At 58.4% G+C, this 18,066-nt stretch carries 16 protein-coding genes and 1 pseudogene; 10 read left to right on the top strand and 7 right to left on the bottom strand.

The features are described from left to right. The first annotated feature begins 832 nt into the window (after positions 1-832). Positions 833-2,068, top strand: a complete 1,236-nt coding sequence (locus BIZ42_RS13685; RefSeq protein WP_231914951.1) for a site-specific integrase — start codon at positions 833-835, stop codon at positions 2,066-2,068. Positions 2,069-2,076: 8 nt separating this feature from the next. After that, a complete protein-coding gene (locus tag BIZ42_RS13680; protein ID WP_070426738.1) occupies positions 2,077-3,216 on the top strand; it encodes a hypothetical protein in 1,140 nt (379 codons plus the stop codon). Positions 3,217-3,564: 348 nt separating this feature from the next. Here the strand turns inward: BIZ42_RS13680 and BIZ42_RS13675 are convergent, their stop codons facing one another. After that, positions 3,565-5,787, bottom strand: coding sequence for an AAA family ATPase (locus BIZ42_RS13675; protein ID WP_070426737.1), 2,223 nt, complete (start codon positions 5,785-5,787; stop codon positions 3,565-3,567). Positions 5,788-5,855: 68 nt separating this feature from the next. Between BIZ42_RS13675 and BIZ42_RS19565 the strand changes: the two genes are divergently transcribed. Both BIZ42_RS19565 and BIZ42_RS19345 read left to right on the top strand, forming a co-directional pair. Further along, entirely contained in the window at positions 5,856-7,562 is a 1,707-nt protein-coding gene (locus tag BIZ42_RS19565; RefSeq protein ID WP_145983832.1) for a DUF4113 domain-containing protein, read from the top strand. 255 nt (positions 7,563-7,817) lie between these two features. Then, positions 7,818-8,567: a MobA/MobL family protein gene (locus BIZ42_RS19345; protein ID WP_083279858.1), complete on the top strand. Its 750-nt coding sequence runs from the start codon at positions 7,818-7,820 to the stop codon at positions 8,565-8,567. A 102-nt stretch (positions 8,568-8,669) separates the two neighbouring features. On the opposite strand, the gene BIZ42_RS13660 is transcribed toward BIZ42_RS19345, so the two are convergent. The 5 genes from BIZ42_RS13660 to BIZ42_RS13640 form a co-directional block, all read right to left on the bottom strand. Then, entirely contained in the window at positions 8,670-10,127 is a 1,458-nt protein-coding gene (locus BIZ42_RS13660; protein WP_083279857.1) for a YfjI family protein, read from the bottom strand. Continuing rightward, positions 10,124-10,465: a hypothetical protein gene (locus BIZ42_RS13655; protein ID WP_156785744.1), complete on the bottom strand. Its 342-nt coding sequence runs from the start codon at positions 10,463-10,465 to the stop codon at positions 10,124-10,126. Before BIZ42_RS13655 ends, BIZ42_RS13660 begins: the two co-directional genes overlap by 4 nt. A gap of 2 nt (positions 10,466-10,467) precedes the next feature. Beyond that, positions 10,468-10,773 (bottom strand): AlpA family phage regulatory protein, encoded by a 306-nt coding sequence (locus BIZ42_RS19700; RefSeq protein ID WP_004146436.1) that lies wholly within the window; start codon positions 10,771-10,773, stop codon positions 10,468-10,470. Between the two features lie 319 nt (positions 10,774-11,092). Further along, on the bottom strand, positions 11,093-11,647 hold the full coding sequence (locus BIZ42_RS13645; protein ID WP_070426733.1) for a hypothetical protein: 555 nt from the start codon (positions 11,645-11,647) through the stop codon (positions 11,093-11,095). Between the two features lie 376 nt (positions 11,648-12,023). Then, the gene (locus BIZ42_RS13640) at positions 12,024-12,866 is read right to left on the bottom strand and encodes an AraC family transcriptional regulator (protein WP_003830784.1); all 843 of its coding nucleotides are present in this window, start codon (positions 12,864-12,866) and stop codon (positions 12,024-12,026) included. A gap of 117 nt (positions 12,867-12,983) precedes the next feature. Here BIZ42_RS13640 and BIZ42_RS13635 point away from each other — a divergent pair, with 117 nt between their 5' ends. The 4 genes and pseudogenes from BIZ42_RS13635 to BIZ42_RS19335 form a co-directional block, all read left to right on the top strand. Continuing rightward, on the top strand, positions 12,984-13,517 hold the full coding sequence (locus BIZ42_RS13635) for a carboxymuconolactone decarboxylase family protein (RefSeq protein WP_032437899.1): 534 nt from the start codon (positions 12,984-12,986) through the stop codon (positions 13,515-13,517). A gap of 140 nt (positions 13,518-13,657) precedes the next feature. Next, positions 13,658-13,960 (top strand): cytochrome P460 family protein, encoded by a 303-nt coding sequence (locus tag BIZ42_RS13630; RefSeq protein WP_003830782.1) that lies wholly within the window; start codon positions 13,658-13,660, stop codon positions 13,958-13,960. Positions 13,961-14,032: 72 nt separating this feature from the next. After that, complete coding sequence (locus tag BIZ42_RS13625) at positions 14,033-14,782, top strand: uracil-DNA glycosylase family protein (protein WP_070426732.1); 750 nt, start codon at positions 14,033-14,035, stop codon at positions 14,780-14,782. A gap of 198 nt (positions 14,783-14,980) precedes the next feature. Beyond that, a pseudogene (locus BIZ42_RS19335) lies at positions 14,981-15,130 on the top strand (IS5/IS1182 family transposase); the annotation flags it as partial. A 52-nt stretch (positions 15,131-15,182) separates the two neighbouring features. Here the strand turns inward: BIZ42_RS19335 and BIZ42_RS13620 are convergent. Beyond that, a complete protein-coding gene (locus tag BIZ42_RS13620) occupies positions 15,183-15,518 on the bottom strand; it encodes a LysR substrate-binding domain-containing protein (RefSeq protein ID WP_335743727.1) in 336 nt (111 codons plus the stop codon). 191 nt (positions 15,519-15,709) lie between these two features. Between BIZ42_RS13620 and BIZ42_RS13615 the strand changes: the two genes are divergently transcribed. Both BIZ42_RS13615 and BIZ42_RS13610 read left to right on the top strand, forming a co-directional pair. Beyond that, positions 15,710-17,221, top strand: coding sequence for an alginate export family protein (locus BIZ42_RS13615; RefSeq protein ID WP_216636691.1), 1,512 nt, complete (start codon positions 15,710-15,712; stop codon positions 17,219-17,221). A gap of 258 nt (positions 17,222-17,479) precedes the next feature. Continuing rightward, positions 17,480-18,064 carry a recombinase family protein gene (locus BIZ42_RS13610; RefSeq protein WP_070427539.1) on the top strand — a complete coding sequence of 195 codons (585 nt, stop codon included), beginning with the start codon at positions 17,480-17,482 and terminating at the stop codon, positions 18,062-18,064. Positions 18,065-18,066: the final 2 nt, after the last annotated feature.

Genomic DNA, 18,066 nt, shown 5'->3' with positions numbered 1-18,066 from the left:
GGGGGAGATCCGTTACGTGAGGTGGGCAGTTTAGCGGAGCGCACGTTGGCGGGGTGTGGGGTGGGGGTGCGGGCCCCCGGGTACAGCCACGCCATGCGTGGCTGCGCGATGGCCGCTTCATTGCCGGGATTGCTGGGTGCATCCATGCACCCAGCCCTTCCGCGCTGCGCGCTCCAGGGCCGCGCCTCCCGGAGCTGGAGACGCCGTTGGCGATGAACGCGTCGCCACGCGCCCGGGTATGTCGGTGATGACGCTGTGGCTTCGGAGACAGGGTGGCCGCTTCATTGGGATTGCTGGGTGCATCCATGCACCCAGCCCTTCCGCGCTGCGCGCTCCAGGGCCGCGCCTCCCGGAGCTGGAGACGCCGTTGGCGATGAACGCGTCGCCACGCGCCCGGGTATGTCGGTGATGACGCTTGGGGCTCCGGGAGCAGGGTGGCCGCTTCATTGGGATTGCTGGGTGCATCCATGCACCCAGCCCTTCCGCGCTTGCGCGCTCCAGGGCCAGACGTTCGTCTGTCCGGATTCGCTCCTGGCGAATCCGTCGAACCCCCGTCGGGGGTTCTCATCCCCCCGCAATTGGGCGCCGGTCATTTCGCAGCGGTCGGAAAACGCCCGATCTCGGTCATGAAAAAGGCCGCCCAATGGGCGGCCTTTTTCATGTATCTGGCGGAGAGGGGGACTGCCATAGATCCGTCCAAGGAAATCCAGGGGAATCGATAAGTTCATATATTTGCCGTTTACTTTCAATGACTTGCATGAAACATATCCAGCACTGTCCAGCAACACCCATCATCACCCAACGCGAAATGGCATACCAGATGGCATACTAGATGGCATACCAGATGGCATACCAGGCACGCATGGCACTGCTAACCGACATCAAAGCTCGAAGCATCACTCCCGGAAGCGCAGCACTGCCACACGGCGGAGTTACTGGCCTGAGTCTGCTTCCTTCACGCACAAAGAAGGGCCAAGGCAAGTGGGTCTTGCGCTACGTAAGCCCTGTCACTGGCAAGCGGCGCAACGCCGGCCTAGGCAGCTACCCGCACGTGGGCGTCGCTCTTGCCGGCAAGCTGGCTCGCGAGATGCGCGAAGAGATTGCATTGGGGCAAGACCCCCTGGAGATCAAGGAGACACCTGTAGCCGCGCCGGTGATGCCATCCTTCCAAGAGGCAGCAAAACAGGTACACGCCGAACTGAAGCCAGGCTGGAAGAACGCCAAGCACGCGCAGCAGTGGATCAACACACTTACCGAATACGTTTTCCCCAAGATCGGCTCCCTACCGATGGATCAACTTCAGCCTCGTCATATGGCCGATGTCTTGCGCCCGATCTGGCTGGAAAAAGCGGAGACCGCTTCCAGGGTAAAGCAGCGTTTGCATGCCGTGATGGCCTGGGGCTGGGCACACGGGTTCAACCAAGCCAACCCCGTGGATGTAGTCACACATCTGTTGCCGGTACAACCCAGCAAGACGGTCAGACAAGAGCATCAACCGGCCATGCCGTGGACCGACATCCCCGCATTTGTCAAAACCAGACTGGTGGATACAAACGAGCTAGATGTCACCAAACGTGCGCTGCTGTTTTTGATCTTGACCGCCGCGCGCTCTGGCGAAGTCAGGGGAATGACTTGGGATGAGGTCAATTTGCGCAACAAAGTCTGGATCATTCCTGCCGATCGCATGAAAGCCAGCCAGACCCATCGAGTCCCACTCTCTGAGCAAGCCATCACTTTGCTGCAGGTACAGGCAGGCAAGCACGATCATCTGGTCTTCCCATCGATCCAATCCCGAACAGTCCTCTCGGACATGACCCTAACTGCACTATTGCGCCGCTTGAAGGCCCACAGCGATAGCGATAAGCGGATAGCCACCGCGCACGGCTTCCGGTCAAGCTTTCGCGACTGGTGCAGCGAGGAAGGCTATGCCCGGGATCTTGCTGAACGCGCGCTGGCCCACACTGTCAAAAACAAGGTCGAAGCTGCCTATCACCGTACGGATCTGCTGGAGCAGCGACGCCCCATGATGCAGGCGTGGGCTGATTTCGTCCTTCCAGCAACAGCATGAGATAGGCAATGCTCTTCGCACTCCACATCGAAGTTGCTCACAAACTCGTTGGCATGGCCCCCGCAGCGTTCTTCGAATACGCGACGGGGCTGAGCCACATGAACTATCGACGAGGCCGCGGCTATACAGCTCTCATGGCCAAGCGTGAGCAAGTCGAAGCGCATTCGGATTCACTACTCCTGCGCATGCTCCAGAAACGAGGCATCCCAGACGCCGAATTTCGAGGATTCAAAGAGGATATCCCCCAAGGACATTCGGCGATCATGCTCTATGGGCTAGGTTTGCTCAACGAGCACACGTCCCCAGCAACCAGAGAACTGGTCGCCATGTTCGATGCGTCAGACAAACGACTTTGTAAGCTTTCAGACACTGACGTATACGGCTTTCTCGACGAGATCGGGCCACGGTCCCAACTGGGGCCAGCCTACTGCACCCCCCTGACGGTGGCAGACATTAGAGATCCCTCGCTGGAGCTGAAGCTGGAACTGACCGAACCGGAGCGCACCGCCATCAATCTTGCCCTAAACCGCCGTGCCAACATGGCGCTGTCATTCTTGGCAGCCGTAGATCACGAAATTGGGCATTGGATTGGACGGACCGGGGTACCAGATGCCTTTGCAGGCCTCCCAAGATTTGCCGTGCTGCTGGCACCACCTGGGCCTACTAATCGGCACCGCCATACCCCGGCTGACCCTACCCCGCGCCTCGTAGATTTCATCGGCGCCGTCGGCCACTACTTGCGAGAGGGCAGCTGGCCTCAGCGCCCGCTCCCTATCGCGGACATGGGCACCCAGGCAGATCTATCAGGGACACGGCTTGGCGAGGGCAATCGGTTCGTTCGCGGCTTGAGAAGTGGCAAGGCCCGGCTAACTCGAAAGTCATTCAGAACACTGGTCCACACCCAACTCTGGACCCCCAAAGCGAAGGCGTCTGATCTCGATGGCCAAGCGGACCTGCTTGAAACCTACCTGGTGGCCGCACTCTTGTTGAGCCTGCTCCTGCCAGACCACCCAACCACCGCGGGCCACATGGACCGCACGGGCTGGCGGGAGGCATATCTGGGATGGTGGGAGCGGCATAGACACCGCTACCCACCCCAGGCCCCGTCGACAGGCCCACTGCCCCCAGCTTGGCTGATCGATCCGTAATCAGCGCTTCGCAGGGGCGTTGGTGCGGTTGCCGCCAGACGGCATCCCAGGCTTGGTCGACGGCCACCCAGCGGGGCCTCGAGCGCCGCCAGCAGTCGAGCCGCCCTTCGAGCCACCACCTGCCTTCCCAGCCGATCCGCCGTTAACCTTTGCCATGTTCCTCTCCTTGTTAGCCCCCACACGGGGCAAGGAAAGCTTGAACGTTAACGCGCTCCGATTAAGCCCTGAAAGTTCACAGGTGGAAGTTGCGCTGGTGAGACTGCCCAGCTTCACCAGGCTCAAAGCTCAGCATGGGTGAAGCTGTGCTCCGTTATCGCCAAGTACTCGGAAAGCGTCGCTAGTCGTGCATCAGGCATGTACTGGCTCCAAGGCATCCTCACCTATCTTCATGATGTAGTGTGGCTCTTGGCCGATGGCATTGAACATCGCGCGGAACTTGCCCAATAGATAGGACACGTCGTATTCGGTCCAGTCAATTGGCGGACCATTGATTGCATCTCGGTGGGAACCTCGATCGACGAAACGATCCAGCGCTGCGTACTTACTGGATGTATCTGCGTCGGCCAATTGCTGGACTGCCACGGGGAAGTCAGAAGACCCGGTGGTGAAGGTGAAGAATTGCTCCAGAATGTTACGCATGGCGTTGGGCACGATCTGGGTCGGGATCTTCCCGTCCTTGGCATCCCTGAGGATCTGCCACCACACGTCGTAATCATTTAATAGCTTGGTGGGATCCAGCGCTTCGACTTCCGAATACACGTTCTTGACCACGCGCAGCAATCCGCAGTGGTTGTGCGCCTTGGGCAGACTCACCTTGTGCTGACGGAGCAGCTCATGGAAGAAGTACAGGTTGTGCGTCAGGACGATCACCTGCTTCACGAGCTGGGGCCGTCCGTCTGGCTTGGCCAGCTCGCGGTGGATCATCGTGGCGATGTCATACACATAATTCTGGGACAGGCTGGAGATCGGATCGTCGATGACGGCGATAGTGCGGCGAGGATCCACATTCTCGTTTTCATCTTGCGACCCCTTGAGCGACTCCATGAAGTAGAGAAACGCGATCAGCGTTTTCTCACCCTCGCTCAATGACTTGGTCTCGCTGCTGGCTACCCCTGGGCGCGCCAGGCAGTACACGCGATCCTCGTCTACCTTCCGATCGATGCTAAACGCCGTGATCCCCAAGCTGCGGAGTCGATCGTTGATCGCATCGATTGAGGCATCAACGCCTTTCTGAAGCCGGCGCAGCTCACGTAATTCGGTGTTGAGGCCATCTCGCTCCTGCCTCTTCGCTTGCAGGCCTGCCTTTGCCTGTGTTTCGGCTTGCTGCAGCGGTCCGAGTAACGCATCATGGTGCGCGTAGGCGTCCATACGCTCGACATGCATGACCTGGAAAAACATGGCCTTGATCCGCTCACGCTCGCCCCTGCGATCCCGGATGCGCGCATTGAAGTCAGCGATCAGAGCGTTGAGCTTGGCCAATGCTTCGACCAATGCGTCTACATTGACAGGGGAGATGGACACCGCCTCCCCCGGCTGCGCTTCTTTCCGACGCAACGCCGTCAGTGTGTCGTGGAATGCCCCCCGAGCTTGGGTCCAGGCAAGCTCCACCCCTGCCTCTCTTGCGTCGGGGTCGGTCAAAATGGCCTGGGTACGCTGCTCTAACGCGTCGAGCTGGACGGCGTAGCTCTGAACCAGCAGCGAGATCCTGTCGACCTTCGCCTTGCGCTCGCCTTCCAGGAGTCTCGCCAACTCTTCGCGGAAATCGTGGGGCAACCCCTGCTGGCAAAACGGACATCGATCCTTATGCGTGTAAGCCTGTCCACGCGCGACCCAGTCCGCGTTGCCCAGTTCGGCAACGAATGGTGCTAGGCGACTCGAGGTCGACACCTCCACGACCTCACCCCAAATAGGGTCATTCTCGATCCGACTCAGCACACTGGTATCCAGGGACACCAATGCACGCTCACTTTCGATGCCAGAGACATCGGCCCAGCGCCTTTCAAGTCGCTCGATCGTGTCCAGCTGCCCATTCTCGGGCAGGGCATGTGTGCGCAGGTCGGTGAAGAATTTTTCCTTGTTCCGGCCGTAGCCCTCAAGCAAGGAAGCCAGTGCCGTCTTCTTGCCCCAGTCGTGGGCCTTCCAGATCTCGTCTTTGGCCCGCACCAGCTCCATGGCAAGGTTGCTTTCGGCTGCCTTGACACTTGTGGTGGCGTCGGCGATCAGAACGTCCAACTCGCCGTTTCGGGTCTCGATGTCCTGGATACGTTGCTGGCGGACAGTGTCGACTTCGCCGACAGTGAAGATGCCCTGGATGGGCTGGCCGATCAGGCGTTCAACGTAGTGGTGGTTGTAGACCAAGTATCGGTAGCGCGCATTGTCGGTTGTCTCGATCCTGCAGTGCGCAAAGGCGGGATCGTTGCGTGCCAGCCCGTCGACCACTTCACCGATAGAAGACTTTCCTGCTCCGTTGAGACCGTAGACGTAAGTCGCAGGTTTGTTCGGGATCTGGACCGAATGCGCGTTGGTGGGATGAAAGCTCTTGTGACGATGGATTGTGATTGTTCGGATCATGCTCACTTCCCCCCTATGTACTCTCTTTGTACCAGAGCATCAGGTCCGTTGAGAACGCAGAACGGGCCATGGCCGTACTGGACCAGATCAACACGAAATTCGGCAGAGGCACTGTGGGAGTAGACAGCGCGGGCTGGCGGGTTGGTGGAGCAAGGCCGGGGGAGAGGCTCCATGGTGCATGGCAACGCCCAATGGCGAGCAAAATTGCATTATTTGTCACCAAGCTATACAAGGAAGTGGAGCAGCCTTCTGCAGGCACGCTGACAAAGATCTTTGAAATAGCAAACATCAAACACTATACACAACCAAAAGGATGGCGGTTGAAGATGGAAGAAAGCAACATCGAATCAGGAAAGTACAAACCGCGCTTCGATTTCGATAAAGATCACAACAAAGATCGTTCCGAGACTGGAACCATCAATGAGCTTTTGCAAGAGCTCAATTACGAGATGGCGCGCACAGAAAATGGCAAAGAAGCCGAACACTCCAATGCCTCAGGAAAAACAATAACCCGCAAGGAACTTAATGGAGTCATTGACTTCATCAACTCCACATTGGGACAAGAGATTCCTACCGGGAACTGCACACTTCCAATCTCCACCCTAAAAACAATCAAGCTCCTTTACCTCAAGAACGACTCCAGCGACACTCAGTTACTCCAAAGAATCTCGAAACCAGGAACCATCAAGGCCACTTTCGAGCACTGGACAGAACGCAACACCCCAAGAAATGAAAAGACCATAAAAGCAGCCTCCTATCTCATGTCCACGCTTGAGCTTGAGATCGACGAGGAGATACTTAAGCACATCCACATCAACAGACTCACACCATCGAAACTCCTTGAATACTACGCCAGACACATAAAGGAGCTTATAGAACCTATCTACATGGCTTTCGTCGGCAATGATGAAGCCATTGCAAGCGCCTTTATGTTTGGCGCACATCAAATAGAAAGCTATCAACCCTCAAATGCCTTACCCAGCAAAGAAGGCGCCCCCGTACACGAAAGGCTATACATCTATTTGCTGACTCTCCCATTCCTGCACTTCGTTGGAGAGTGTCAGCAGGTTGTCGAATCAGAAAACGACGAGTTGAGCAAATACAAGATAGAGCCACTCTTCGCTCACGCCATCTCCTCACCGACGGAGTGCGATGCCCTATTGCGACCTGTCACATCTCTCGCAGCTATTCACTCCTTCCTGCAAACCAATGCAAATGAGCTGGCACGCTTGGTTCACCAAGCCACTGGTTATGAGTTGATATCCAGCGAGATCACAAACATAGCCGACGAAACGCAGAAGGTTCTGCATGCCTATGTCTTCCACGAATGGCACAGAACAGATCATGACGTCGTCAACATTTCAATGGCCGACTGCGTTGCAGCCCTTTCAGCCATTAAGATACAAAAGAAGATCAAAACGAAGTACACGCCCTACTGGAAAGGGCAGAGCTCAAGCGAGAAAGCTGTATCTCGCCTACTGAGTCACCTGGACACATCAAGAGACATCGAAGAGCTATATGAAGAGGATTACATCCCGCAAGGTGCGATGCTCACCCTCTATCATCGATATTGCATCGCCTACGCATTACTTTTCGGGCGCAGCAACCGCATGGAAGCATTTATGAGATTCCAGATCTCATATCTGAAGCACATGACCATAGCTCACTCTCATTTCGATCTTGAAGCAGGCAACGAATACGAGACAAAGATCAACATTTTTTGCGAAGACCTTATTCAATACATCGAAGATCAAGCCACTTCGCATTCAGTGTAATTTTTAACTTGCATCACCCTTATACATATGTAGAAACTCACTCACGTCCTTCGAAGCAGCAACACGAAGAACGAAAGGCATCGAAGGAAATAGAAATCAAATAGAACTGACGATAGATTACAGGCAGGGTGTGGTACGCGCACTTACCCTTTCTATCTAATCACAACACTCTTCGATCATGAGTATCTACCGGTAGCCGACAAGAATCACTCTTGTCGGCTTTTTTATTCTCCTTAGAGAAAGGGTGATACAGCAATGGCAAGCTTCCATTACAGCATCAAAAGTGGAAAGAAAGGCAGCGCACGCAGGCACGCCAACTATATCGATCGTAAAGGATCTCATAGTGACAAGAAGGACCTTATCCAAACAGGACATGGGAACATGCCCGAATGGGCAGGAGATGATCCGAAACGGTTCTGGAGCGTTGCTGACAAGCATGAGCGTGCCAACGGAGCAGTGTACCGAGAACACGAAATCACTCTTCCGAGTGAGCTCAGTACTGAACAGCAGGTCGAACTTGCCGACCGGCTTGCAAAGAATCTCGCAGGGATCAAACCCTACCAGTACGCGCTCCATGCACCTGAAGGAAAACTCGGTGGGGATCCCAACCCGCACATCCATCTGATGTGCTCGGACAGACTGCCTGATGGCATCCCCCGTACACCTGAACAGACCTTCGCCCGCTACAACGCCAAGAATCCTTCCGCAGGCGGATGCCGCAAGGATAGTGGCGGAAAGAGCCCAATGGAGTTGAAGCAGCAGGTGACTGCACAGCGAAAACTTGTAGCGGACACCCAGAATCAGTTCCTTGAAGAAAACGGTTATTCAACCCGCGTAGACCACCGCAGCTTGCGTGATCAAGGCATTGCCAGGCCCCCAGAGCGCCACCTCGGCCAACGCTTCGTCAAGGAGATGGCAGATGCAGAGAAGTCGCAGTATGCACAATGTCGTAAAGCCGTGAAGGCAGCTTCATCAGTTAAAAATCTGAGAGAGGTAAGTGCCTAACCCAGCGATTCTGCGACAAAGTCGCAGAATCGCAATGGCACCTACTGACCACAGCAGAAAAGCCCCGGCATATCGCCGGGGCCCCCTTGGCATCAAGACCACTTACAGTGCCCTCCGGTCAAAGTAGTGATTCATCAAGCGCAGATACATCCTCTTGTCCCGGTACCCACTGCAGACCTGAATTGCTCCCTGACCTTCAAGAATCGAGATAGCTGCATTCAGCCTTGCTCGGTCACGTACAGGTCCATAGCGCAAAACCTGGTTCTTGGGAACGTACGTATCCGAATAAATCCCTTTCCACCACTTGGCATACAGATACCGATCCAAAGCTTGAGCATCGACCTGATCCTGCGATACCACGAACGCTGGTGAGAACAGATGCTTGTACTCATCAACATGCCACCGAACGATGTCGAAGGCACGATTGATCGTATCGAGGGTGATGTCACCTCCCTCTCCACTGAAGTACTGCATCGATGCAGCGAGTCGTGCCACGATCTCCATGATCTTTGCCGCGAAGTCATTGATATCACTCAAGTACTCCCCGTCGCGCAGCAAAGACTCAGTTTCTGATGCCAACTCTACCCAGCGTGCCCTGGCATCGATGGAGAAGGACACCACTTCACGAGCAATGGCGCCCGAGGCTGACCGCTCCTTGTACTTGAACAACAGCTCCGCGATTCGCTCATGGAATGCCGGCAAATGCTCCCACACCGGTTCTACGTCCTCGATTCGCCGGTAGCCCATCATGGAGCGAGGCCACGCAACCAAATAGCGTGCCCAGTGTCCACTCCCCTTTGCAACAGAGCCTCGCCTATTGAGGAACTGCTTGAACGGTTCGTACTGGGTCATGATGCTCACAGAAACGCGCGGATTCATCGCAATCAGATGCTCGTTCTCCGCACGATCCAACGGCATCATTCCTGGCGAATCCCAGAGACGATTGAGCAGGCCCACATTCGCCATTGCCTCGCTCTTGAACAGCATATGACCTTCGTCAGTCGTGATGGCGATGGACTCACCATCACCCTGAACGGCCTCCATGATGGCCTTGGCCGTGATGTCCTGCCTCAGGAAGCAACGCAGGCGGGGCTGCAGAGGTTTCTTTTCTGAAAACTCCTTCAGCTGTGCCTCGAGTGCTTCGACAGACTTGCCAGCAGCAACTGCTTTACTGATCGCGCTCCTCAGCCCCTTCATCTTGGCCGTCCAGAGTCCATAGTCGATCTCATAAGCCTCAGTCTGCTGCTTGAACGCAGCCATCTCCTTCGTGTCTGCATCGCGGAAAGGCGCCTGCAGTAGCTCGAACACCGTGGACTTGCGCTCACCAGACTCAGCCACAAGCATCAAGTTCTGGGTTACAGGCTTGATCTGTCCGGTCGGCAACTTGACATCAATCAGACCTTGGCACGCCATCGAAATGGCATTGATAAGACCCATGCCAACCATGGCGTCGGGAACTTGAACGTTGCGAAGGAGCTCAAGGCCTGCCTCACGAGCAACATGGTGAAAGGTTTCCAGGGGATATTTGGGGGCATAACGCTGCCAATTGGTTGACATCATGCATCCTCCTCTGTCGAGCCAACCGCGGTCTGTTCTTCAACCTCAACCAACAGATGGCCACAGCTCTGGCACCGAGCAGCATCGCCCTCCGCATGGCGACGAAAACGCTCCTCCTTGAGCAGCTTGCGGAACTGAATCAGGTTCAGATCATGCTTGTACGCAGCATTGAACTGCTCTACCAAGATCTTCTTGCTCATCTTCTTTGCGATGTGCTGTTCCAGGATCGGATAGGCCTGCCTGAAGTCCTGCTCCAGCTTGCCCTTCCCCTTGGTCGACTGTTCACTCAAAGCGTGCGTGAGCGCGTCAAGCGGCGAAGAGTGGACTGCAAAATTAGCCATCATCACTTCTCCTCCTTCGCACGACGGAACTTCACTGCACGGCCTTCTACCCATGCCATTGCCTCATGCGTCCAGTAGAACTTCGGGGACAGTTCGCTGTCATAGAGCGGAATGCCCTTCGGGAAGTCCGGATCGGTCTTCATCAGCTCGTATGCCTTGCTCCTGCTGACGCGGAGCAGCTTGATCAGCTCCTTCAGACGCAGCGTCGGACTATCCGGCCAACCTGCTTTCCCAGCACTGTTGTTCTCTTCGGCCAAAGTCATGCTTTTGTCTACGCCCTGGCGCAGACTGGACGTCATGTGCTTCATTTGTTGATTCCTTCGTTGTGTTGAACGTTTCAGGAAGGAATCCGGCCGGTTTCCTATCGAAGGTGATTGGCCTCCGACGTGATCAGTGTCGATATGCTGCTGTTGGGGGTACAGGGAAAAAAAATCCAGGTTTTTTCCAGGGACGCGCACAACCGACCAGATCAAAGAAAAATCAAACACTTACATACCAGGGAGCTTTCGCTCCCTGGCATGTCTCGTCCTTTGCGCCCACAAACCGGTCCGTTCCATCCGATGTCCGCTCAGGACCTGAACTGCCTCTTGTCCGTACCTGATACAGATCCGTACCGGTACGGCTCTCCTACGACACCAACCGAGACGCTTGCGCTTTCAGTCTGTCCTTGAGACTTCCGTTCGCTGATACCTGCACAACTTCACCCTGGCCTGATGGATAGAACTCCTCGACCACGGCCGGCACGTCTTCGTCCAGGTCCTCGAAGGCCCCGTTAGCGAAGCCCTGTCTCGCCGCCTCATCCAGTGCAGCTTGGTCGATCCCCGCTGCAGCTCTTGTTGCGTGTCGCTCAACCGCCTCTGCGACAGCCTGTTCGAGCGTCAGCCCGCTCCGAACCACCAGATCGACGTAGTAGATCGCTGATCGGTAGCTCATCGTCGTGGACTTGCCCCGCAGCTTCAGCTCGAGCGGCAGACAAGACAGCCTTCCGCCCGACACTGCACTGAGGTAGTGCAGCCGTGCTGCCAGTGTGCGGATGGTGTTGTAGGAGGTGGTGCGCAGAACAAAGCTACCCATCACATCCCCCGCCCCGTCCCCAATGACCACATTCAAGCGGGCATAGGCTTTGCAGCCCCCACTGGCAAACTGACACCCATCCGGACCAGGACAAGGCAACGTCTCCATGCCTTCAGGCCCAGCACGCCGGCTGTCGTTTTCAGAAGACGGCTGCACTGAACGTCAGAAGCCGACTGCACTATAGCAGCGGAGGGGTTGGATCCATCAGGCAACGACGGGCTGCTGCCGGCCAATAGCCGACAATGACGACACTGGAAATCCCCGCCTGTGAGCGTCGGCTCAGGGCGGGACAGCGTCATCCAGCTACCTGCGCCACTGACTCAGCCTTGTCCAGCCGGCCGCGCCGCACGAACAGACTGACCAGCCGTTGACGGATCGCCACCTGGAGTTCCGCCAGTTGTTCCGGCGTGATGCGAATTTCACCCGCTCGACGAGCGCAACACCGGCGCCGCCTACGCCAAGAACCGGCGAATCGAACTCAAACTCACGAACCGCTGAGCGCCGCGTCACCGCGCTGCTGCGCCAGCCAGTCGCGCGGGGCGCAGCCCATGCGCACGCGGAAGGCGCGCGCCAGAGCGTTCGGGCTGCCGTAGCCGACGCGGTCGGCCACCACCGCCACCGGCCGCCCCTGCTTGAGCAGGGTGCAACTGACGTTCATCCGCCAGTCGGCCAGATAGTCGCCCGGCGTGACGCCCACCGCGTCCTTGAACGCGGCGGCGAAGCGCGCGCGTGACATGCCCGCCTTCGCCGCCAGCGCCTCGAGCGACCACGCGGTCTGCGGCGCATCGTGCATGGCGGTTATGGCGCGCGCGAGTTTCGGGTCGGCCAGGCCCGCCAGCAGTCCGGTGGCGCCAAGCCGCCCATCCATCAGATAACGCAGCAACTGGATCAGTAGCAACTCGCACAAGCGGTCGATGGCGGCCTGCCGACCGCACTGGTCGCGCTCGGCTTCGGCAAACAGCAACTCTAGCGTCGGCCCGAGGCCGGGCAAGTCCGCCAACGGAATCAGCAGCATCGACGGCAAGGCCATGGCCAACGGATTGCCCGTCGAAGCGCCCAGGTCGACCTCCGCACACAACTGCTCAGCGGTATCGCCGGGGGCGGCGACAAAACGATGCGACGCCACGCGCGGATAAAACAGCAGGCTCGGCTCGGTAACCAGCAGATCTTCATGCACGGGCGAACGCGCCGTAATCGGGCCGCGCCGCACCAGATGGATATAGCCATGCGGCGCCGCGTAATGATGCTGCCCACAGAAGGCGCCGCTGTGAAAAACGCGCGCCGAAAGCGAGTAGTGCCGGAGCAAGCCGGCCAGTCGATCCGCCATTCCACTCTCCATATAAGACGATAGGTTACGTATTTGATACTTTACGTGCCATATCGTACCAAACAAAGGGCGATCATGCCCACGTGCTCTTGCACCTCACCCACTACGGAGATAGACATGACCCAAATCGCCCCCCTGACCATCGACACCGCTGACGCCGCTACCGCTGCCACACTCAAGGCCGTCAAAGCCAAGCTTGGCATGGTGCCGAACCTGTTCGCCACGCTGGCCCACGCGCCGGCGGCGCTCAATGGCTACCTCGGCTTGTCCGAAACGCTGGGCACCGGCCGCCTGAATGCCTCCCAGCGCGAGATCGTTGCGCTCGCTGCCGGTCAAGCCAATCGCTGCCAGTATTGCCTGAGCGCACACACCCTGATCGGCAAAGGTGCCGGACTGTCGGCAGAGGCCATCGCCGCGGCCCGCACCGGCCAGGCGGCCAACGCACTTGACGATGCAATCGCCGGCTTTGCCCGCGCGCTGGTCGAGCAACGCGGCGTGGTGTCGGCCGACGCCATGGCCAACTACCGCCGCGCGGGGCTCGACGACGGCCTGATACTGGAAGTGATCGCCAACGTCGCGCTGAACACGCTCACCAACTACACCAACCACATCGCCGACCCCACGGTGGATTTCCCCGTGGTCGCCGTCTGATCTCCATAGGCATATAAGGAGAACACGATGAAAATCGCACTCACCGGCGCTCTGCTCGCCAGCGCCCTCGTCCTGCCACTGGCCGTCACGGCCGGCGACTAAAGGCCTCGGCCGAGCACTACCGCAAGACCGGCAAGTTCTTGGACGGCGCCACGCTGGTGAAAGAGATCCGCAAGCTCGAAACCAGCGCCATGACCACTGGCAACCCTGTGGTCTGGGGTTCCGATGCGGCCGTGTGGTTCGTGATGGTCAAGGACGCCAAAGGCCGTTTCGCCAGCAACCCCTTGTGGGGCGACGGCTGGGGCTGGGCGCTGTTCAAGGCCGACGCCCCCGCCAAGAATGTCGCCGTCAGCTACGAAGCCGACTGCATGGGCTGCCATGTGCCGGCGGCCAAGACCGACCGCGTATTCATCCAGGGCTATCCGACACTGACCCAGCACTGACTTGCTGCCGGGTTACGCTTCGCGCAGGATGGCACCTCCGTCCTGCGCGAGCCACCCTTTCCGAAGCGCGCCATGCCGACACTCGACGCCTTTCTGACCGACGTCCGCGCCTGCACGCGCTGCGCACCGCATCTGCCACACGGCGTGCAGCCGGTCTTCCAGTTTCACCCGAGTGCGCCCATCCTCATCGCCGGCCAAGCACCGGGGGCCCGGGTCCATGCCTCAGGCGTGCCCTTCGACGACGCCAGCGGCGCGCGTCTGCGCGCCTGGCTGGGCGTGGACCGCGACACCTTCTACGACCCTACCCGCATCGCCATTCTGCCCATGGGCTTCTGTTATCCGGGCACCGGCAAAAGCGGTGACCTGCCGCTACGCCCGGAGTGCGCCCCCGCCTGGCGCGAAGCCTTCATGCAGCGTTTCGAGCGCCTGTCGCTGGTCATCGTGCTGGGCAGCTACGCCATGGACTACCACCTCGGTACTGGCAAGACGCCGCTCACCCGGGTGGTCGAAGCCTGGCGCGAGCACTGGCCGCAAGCGTTCCCCCTGCCTCACCCTAGCCCGCGCAACAATCGCTGGCTGGTGCGCAACCCCTGGTTCCAACAAGGGGGCGTCACATTAAACGGGCACAGATATACGGTAAGGGTGTCAGGTGTCGAAAAACACCTGTTTTTCGTACACTACGGCCAATGCGTGGCCTACGATTTTGCGGTCGTTCTACAACACGCTGAACACCGGTATGGACCGCCCCGGGATTGCCCGAGGCCGCAACTCCTGAGAGTGAGGGTCTACGATGAGCAAGACGACGAACAAGTTTGCCCCTGATGCGCGAAGTTCTACCACAAGCGCCGTCAGGTAAGCCAAGAGGAGGCGGAAGGTGGCCGGGTGATGGTGATGCTGAGCCGCATGGCAAATAGCAAAAATCCCGCCAGAGTTTGACGATCTGGCCATTGAGCGAAGCGAACCGTCAGCACGTGGGGATCTAGAACTGGATGCTGAACGTATCAAAAGGCTCGGTACTCTCGACGATGGGCTGTCGAACGTATCTTCGCATGGCTTGGCCTATGCCGCCGCATCGCGAAGGACCGGGAAACCACTATTGCACCATCAAACGCATCGGCGACCATCGCATCCATCCGCATGCTCACCCGCAGAGCTGCGAGGTATTGCTACACCTTAGGACCTTCCGAATCAGGCATTTATGTTGTGCAGCCGGCCGACCGGCTCAATCCTCGTTAAACGCATCAATGATCCCACTAGCCGCCAGTCGCTCAACCTCGCGACCGATGGCCGCTACAAGTAATTTGCCTGCGTCGCTCAAACCTTCGCGGTAAATGATGCCCGCGCGGCGCGGCGGGGCCGGAAGCGGTATCGGGATGAGGCGAAGCAGCCCTCTTTCCAGGTCGCCCGCAACAAGGACCTTCGGCATCGCCGAGATGAAATTTCCCGTTAGCAACAACTCGCGCATGAACCCGACCGATGTCGACCGAATGGACACATCTAGGTCTACCTGCATGGCGGAGAGCGCGGTACGCACGTCGTGTTCGACGCGAGTACTCACGGCCGGAGAGACGACGTGAAAGCACCGCCTCGACAAGAGGCTTTTTGTTCAATCCAACTGGTACACTCTTACACCGGAATCTTGCACAATTTTACCCCGGCATTGACAGAACTTCAAAATGATGTGAACGACCTCGCTTGTGGGGCTGCTGGACTGCGGCAGACAGGGGCGTCGTCTGGGAGAAGGCTGTGTTGAAAGGTTCCAAGACGATCGTGTGCGGCTGTCTGCTGGGAGCAGCGATCATGACCGGGTCGACTGTCGCCCTGGCGCAATCGGTGCCTCCGGCCAGCACCGAGGACGAGTCCGCAGGTGGCCCGATGGGCAGCCAGGCGCAACCCGGTGTTCGCCCCCCACGATCGCAGCCCCGCGCTGCCGTGGCGGTCCCCGGCGGGCAGACGGGAACGCCGAACCTTCCCCAGGCGATCCGCTGGACGGAGGACTGGTCGCAGCCCGTCAGCAAGGATGCGCCATTGATCGACAGGATCAAGCACATCCCGATCGGCTCGGATGACATATACCTCTCCCTCGGCGGTGAGGCGCGCGCATACTACACCGCCTGGGATCATCAGAATGCCGGGCGCACTGCGAATGACGCCAATGACCCGGTGCAGCGTCGCTTGCGACTGCTGGCCGATCTGCACATGGGGCCGCACGTCCGGGCCTTTGTGGAACTGGGCGACAATCGTGAGTACGGTTCCAGCCTGGTCACTCCGCCGAACCGGGGGCCCTTCGACGTCGAGCAGGCGTTCCTCGATGTGACGGTGCCGCTCGGCAAAGCTGGAAAGTTGACGTTGCGTCCTGGTCGGTTCGAAATGCCGCTTGGCAACGGCAAGCTTGTCACGCTGCGGGACGGTGTCAATCAGCGTGTGCTCTATCAGGGCCTGCGCGCGACCTATGCCCTTCCCGGCAAGATCTCTGTCGACACGTTCGCCGTTCGCCCCGTAAACATTAAGGACGGCGAATTCAACAATGCCCCTAACCACACACAGTCATTCCACGGCGTTTACGTCAGCGCTCCGCACGTGGTGGCTGGCTTTGGCGTCGACGGGTACTGGTTCCAGGTGAAGCGTGACACTGCATTGAACGCTCAGGGCAGGGCCTCCGAGAACCGTAGCAGCTGGGGTGCGAGGCTGTGGCAGCGCACTGCGACCTGGGATCTCGACGTGGAAGGTACCTACCAGTCCGGTCGCTTTGGAACCAAGGACATCAGCGCATGGGCGATGATGATGGATGGTGGTTATACCTTCCCCAAGGTTGCCCTTCAGCCGCGCCTGGGGCTCAGAGCCAATGTATTTAGCGGCGACGGCAACGCCGGTAATGACACGCTGGGTACCTTTGTCGCGCCTGCGCCTCGTTATCAGATGCTCAATGCCGGTGTTTTGTTCAACTACTCAAATTTGATGAACCTCAACCCAACGCTTACGCTGAAGCCGGCGCGATCGGTGACGATTGTGACCGGGGCCCAACTTTACTGGCGCCATCGCATTGCAGACGGCGCTTACGTCGGGCCTGCCGGTGCATCGTTTGCGTCCGCTTCCGCTCGGCGGATCGGTACCGCCATGGAAATCGACATATCATGGCAGGCCACCAAGCGCCTGCAATTCGGCGTGGCCAACAGCTATTTCATGCCGAGCAAGTCGCTGGAAAGCGTTGGCGGCAAATACGGGAACTACTTCGGCGCCTACACCAGCTTGAGATTCTGAGGGGTTTCCCGATCGCCATCTGTCGCCTCCGGCCGCTGACTGGCATAGACTGCGGTGGTCCATTCGTCATGTTAGAGCGGTTGGATTAGGTCCGGAGCGACCAACTGGGGCGCAATGCTGCCATGTCGGAAACCGCATGTTTCCCGACAGGGGACGACGCAAACGGATTGAAGCTCCATGATCGCGGCTGATTATGCGCGACAAACCCTGTCGCTTTGACCTACTGTGCGACAACATTGATCCAGGGGTTTGTCGTACATGCTCATCGGGTACATGCGTGTCTCATCGGTCGACGACCGCCAGTCGGTCGACCTCCAGCGCGATGCTCTGCTCGCCGCCGGCGTCGATGAACGCCATCTCTATTCCGATAAGGCATCGGGCGCCCGGGATGATCGCTCCGGCCTGAAGACGTGTCTGGAATACCTGAAGGAAGGCGACACCCTGATCGTTTGGAAGCTCGACCGCCTTGGGCGATCCTTGGCCAACCTGCTGACCATTATCACCGACCTGAAAGTCCGGGGCGTGGCTTTTCAATCGCTGACGGAGCAGATGGACACAACCACGCCCCACGGAGAATTGTTGTTTTCGCTTTTCGGCGCGCTTGCTCAATATGAACGCGCGCTTACGCGCGAGCGGGTGATGGCGGGACTGGCGGCGGCAAAGCGCCGGGGCAGACGCGGCGGTCGACCGCCGAGCATCGACGCGGAGACGATCGAGCAGATCACGGACGCACTCAATGCTGGTGCAAGCAAAGCGTCAGTGTGCCGGTCCTTCAAGGTGCCCCGATCGACCCTCATCGGCACGCTCGATCGGATTGGCTGGACGGGGCCAGCCAAGGCCTAACT

Source organism: Stenotrophomonas sp. LM091 (genome assembly GCF_001806305.1).
Lineage (GTDB): Bacteria > Pseudomonadota > Gammaproteobacteria > Xanthomonadales > Xanthomonadaceae > Stenotrophomonas > Stenotrophomonas bentonitica_A.
This window is presented reverse-complemented; position numbering and strand designations above follow the sequence as displayed.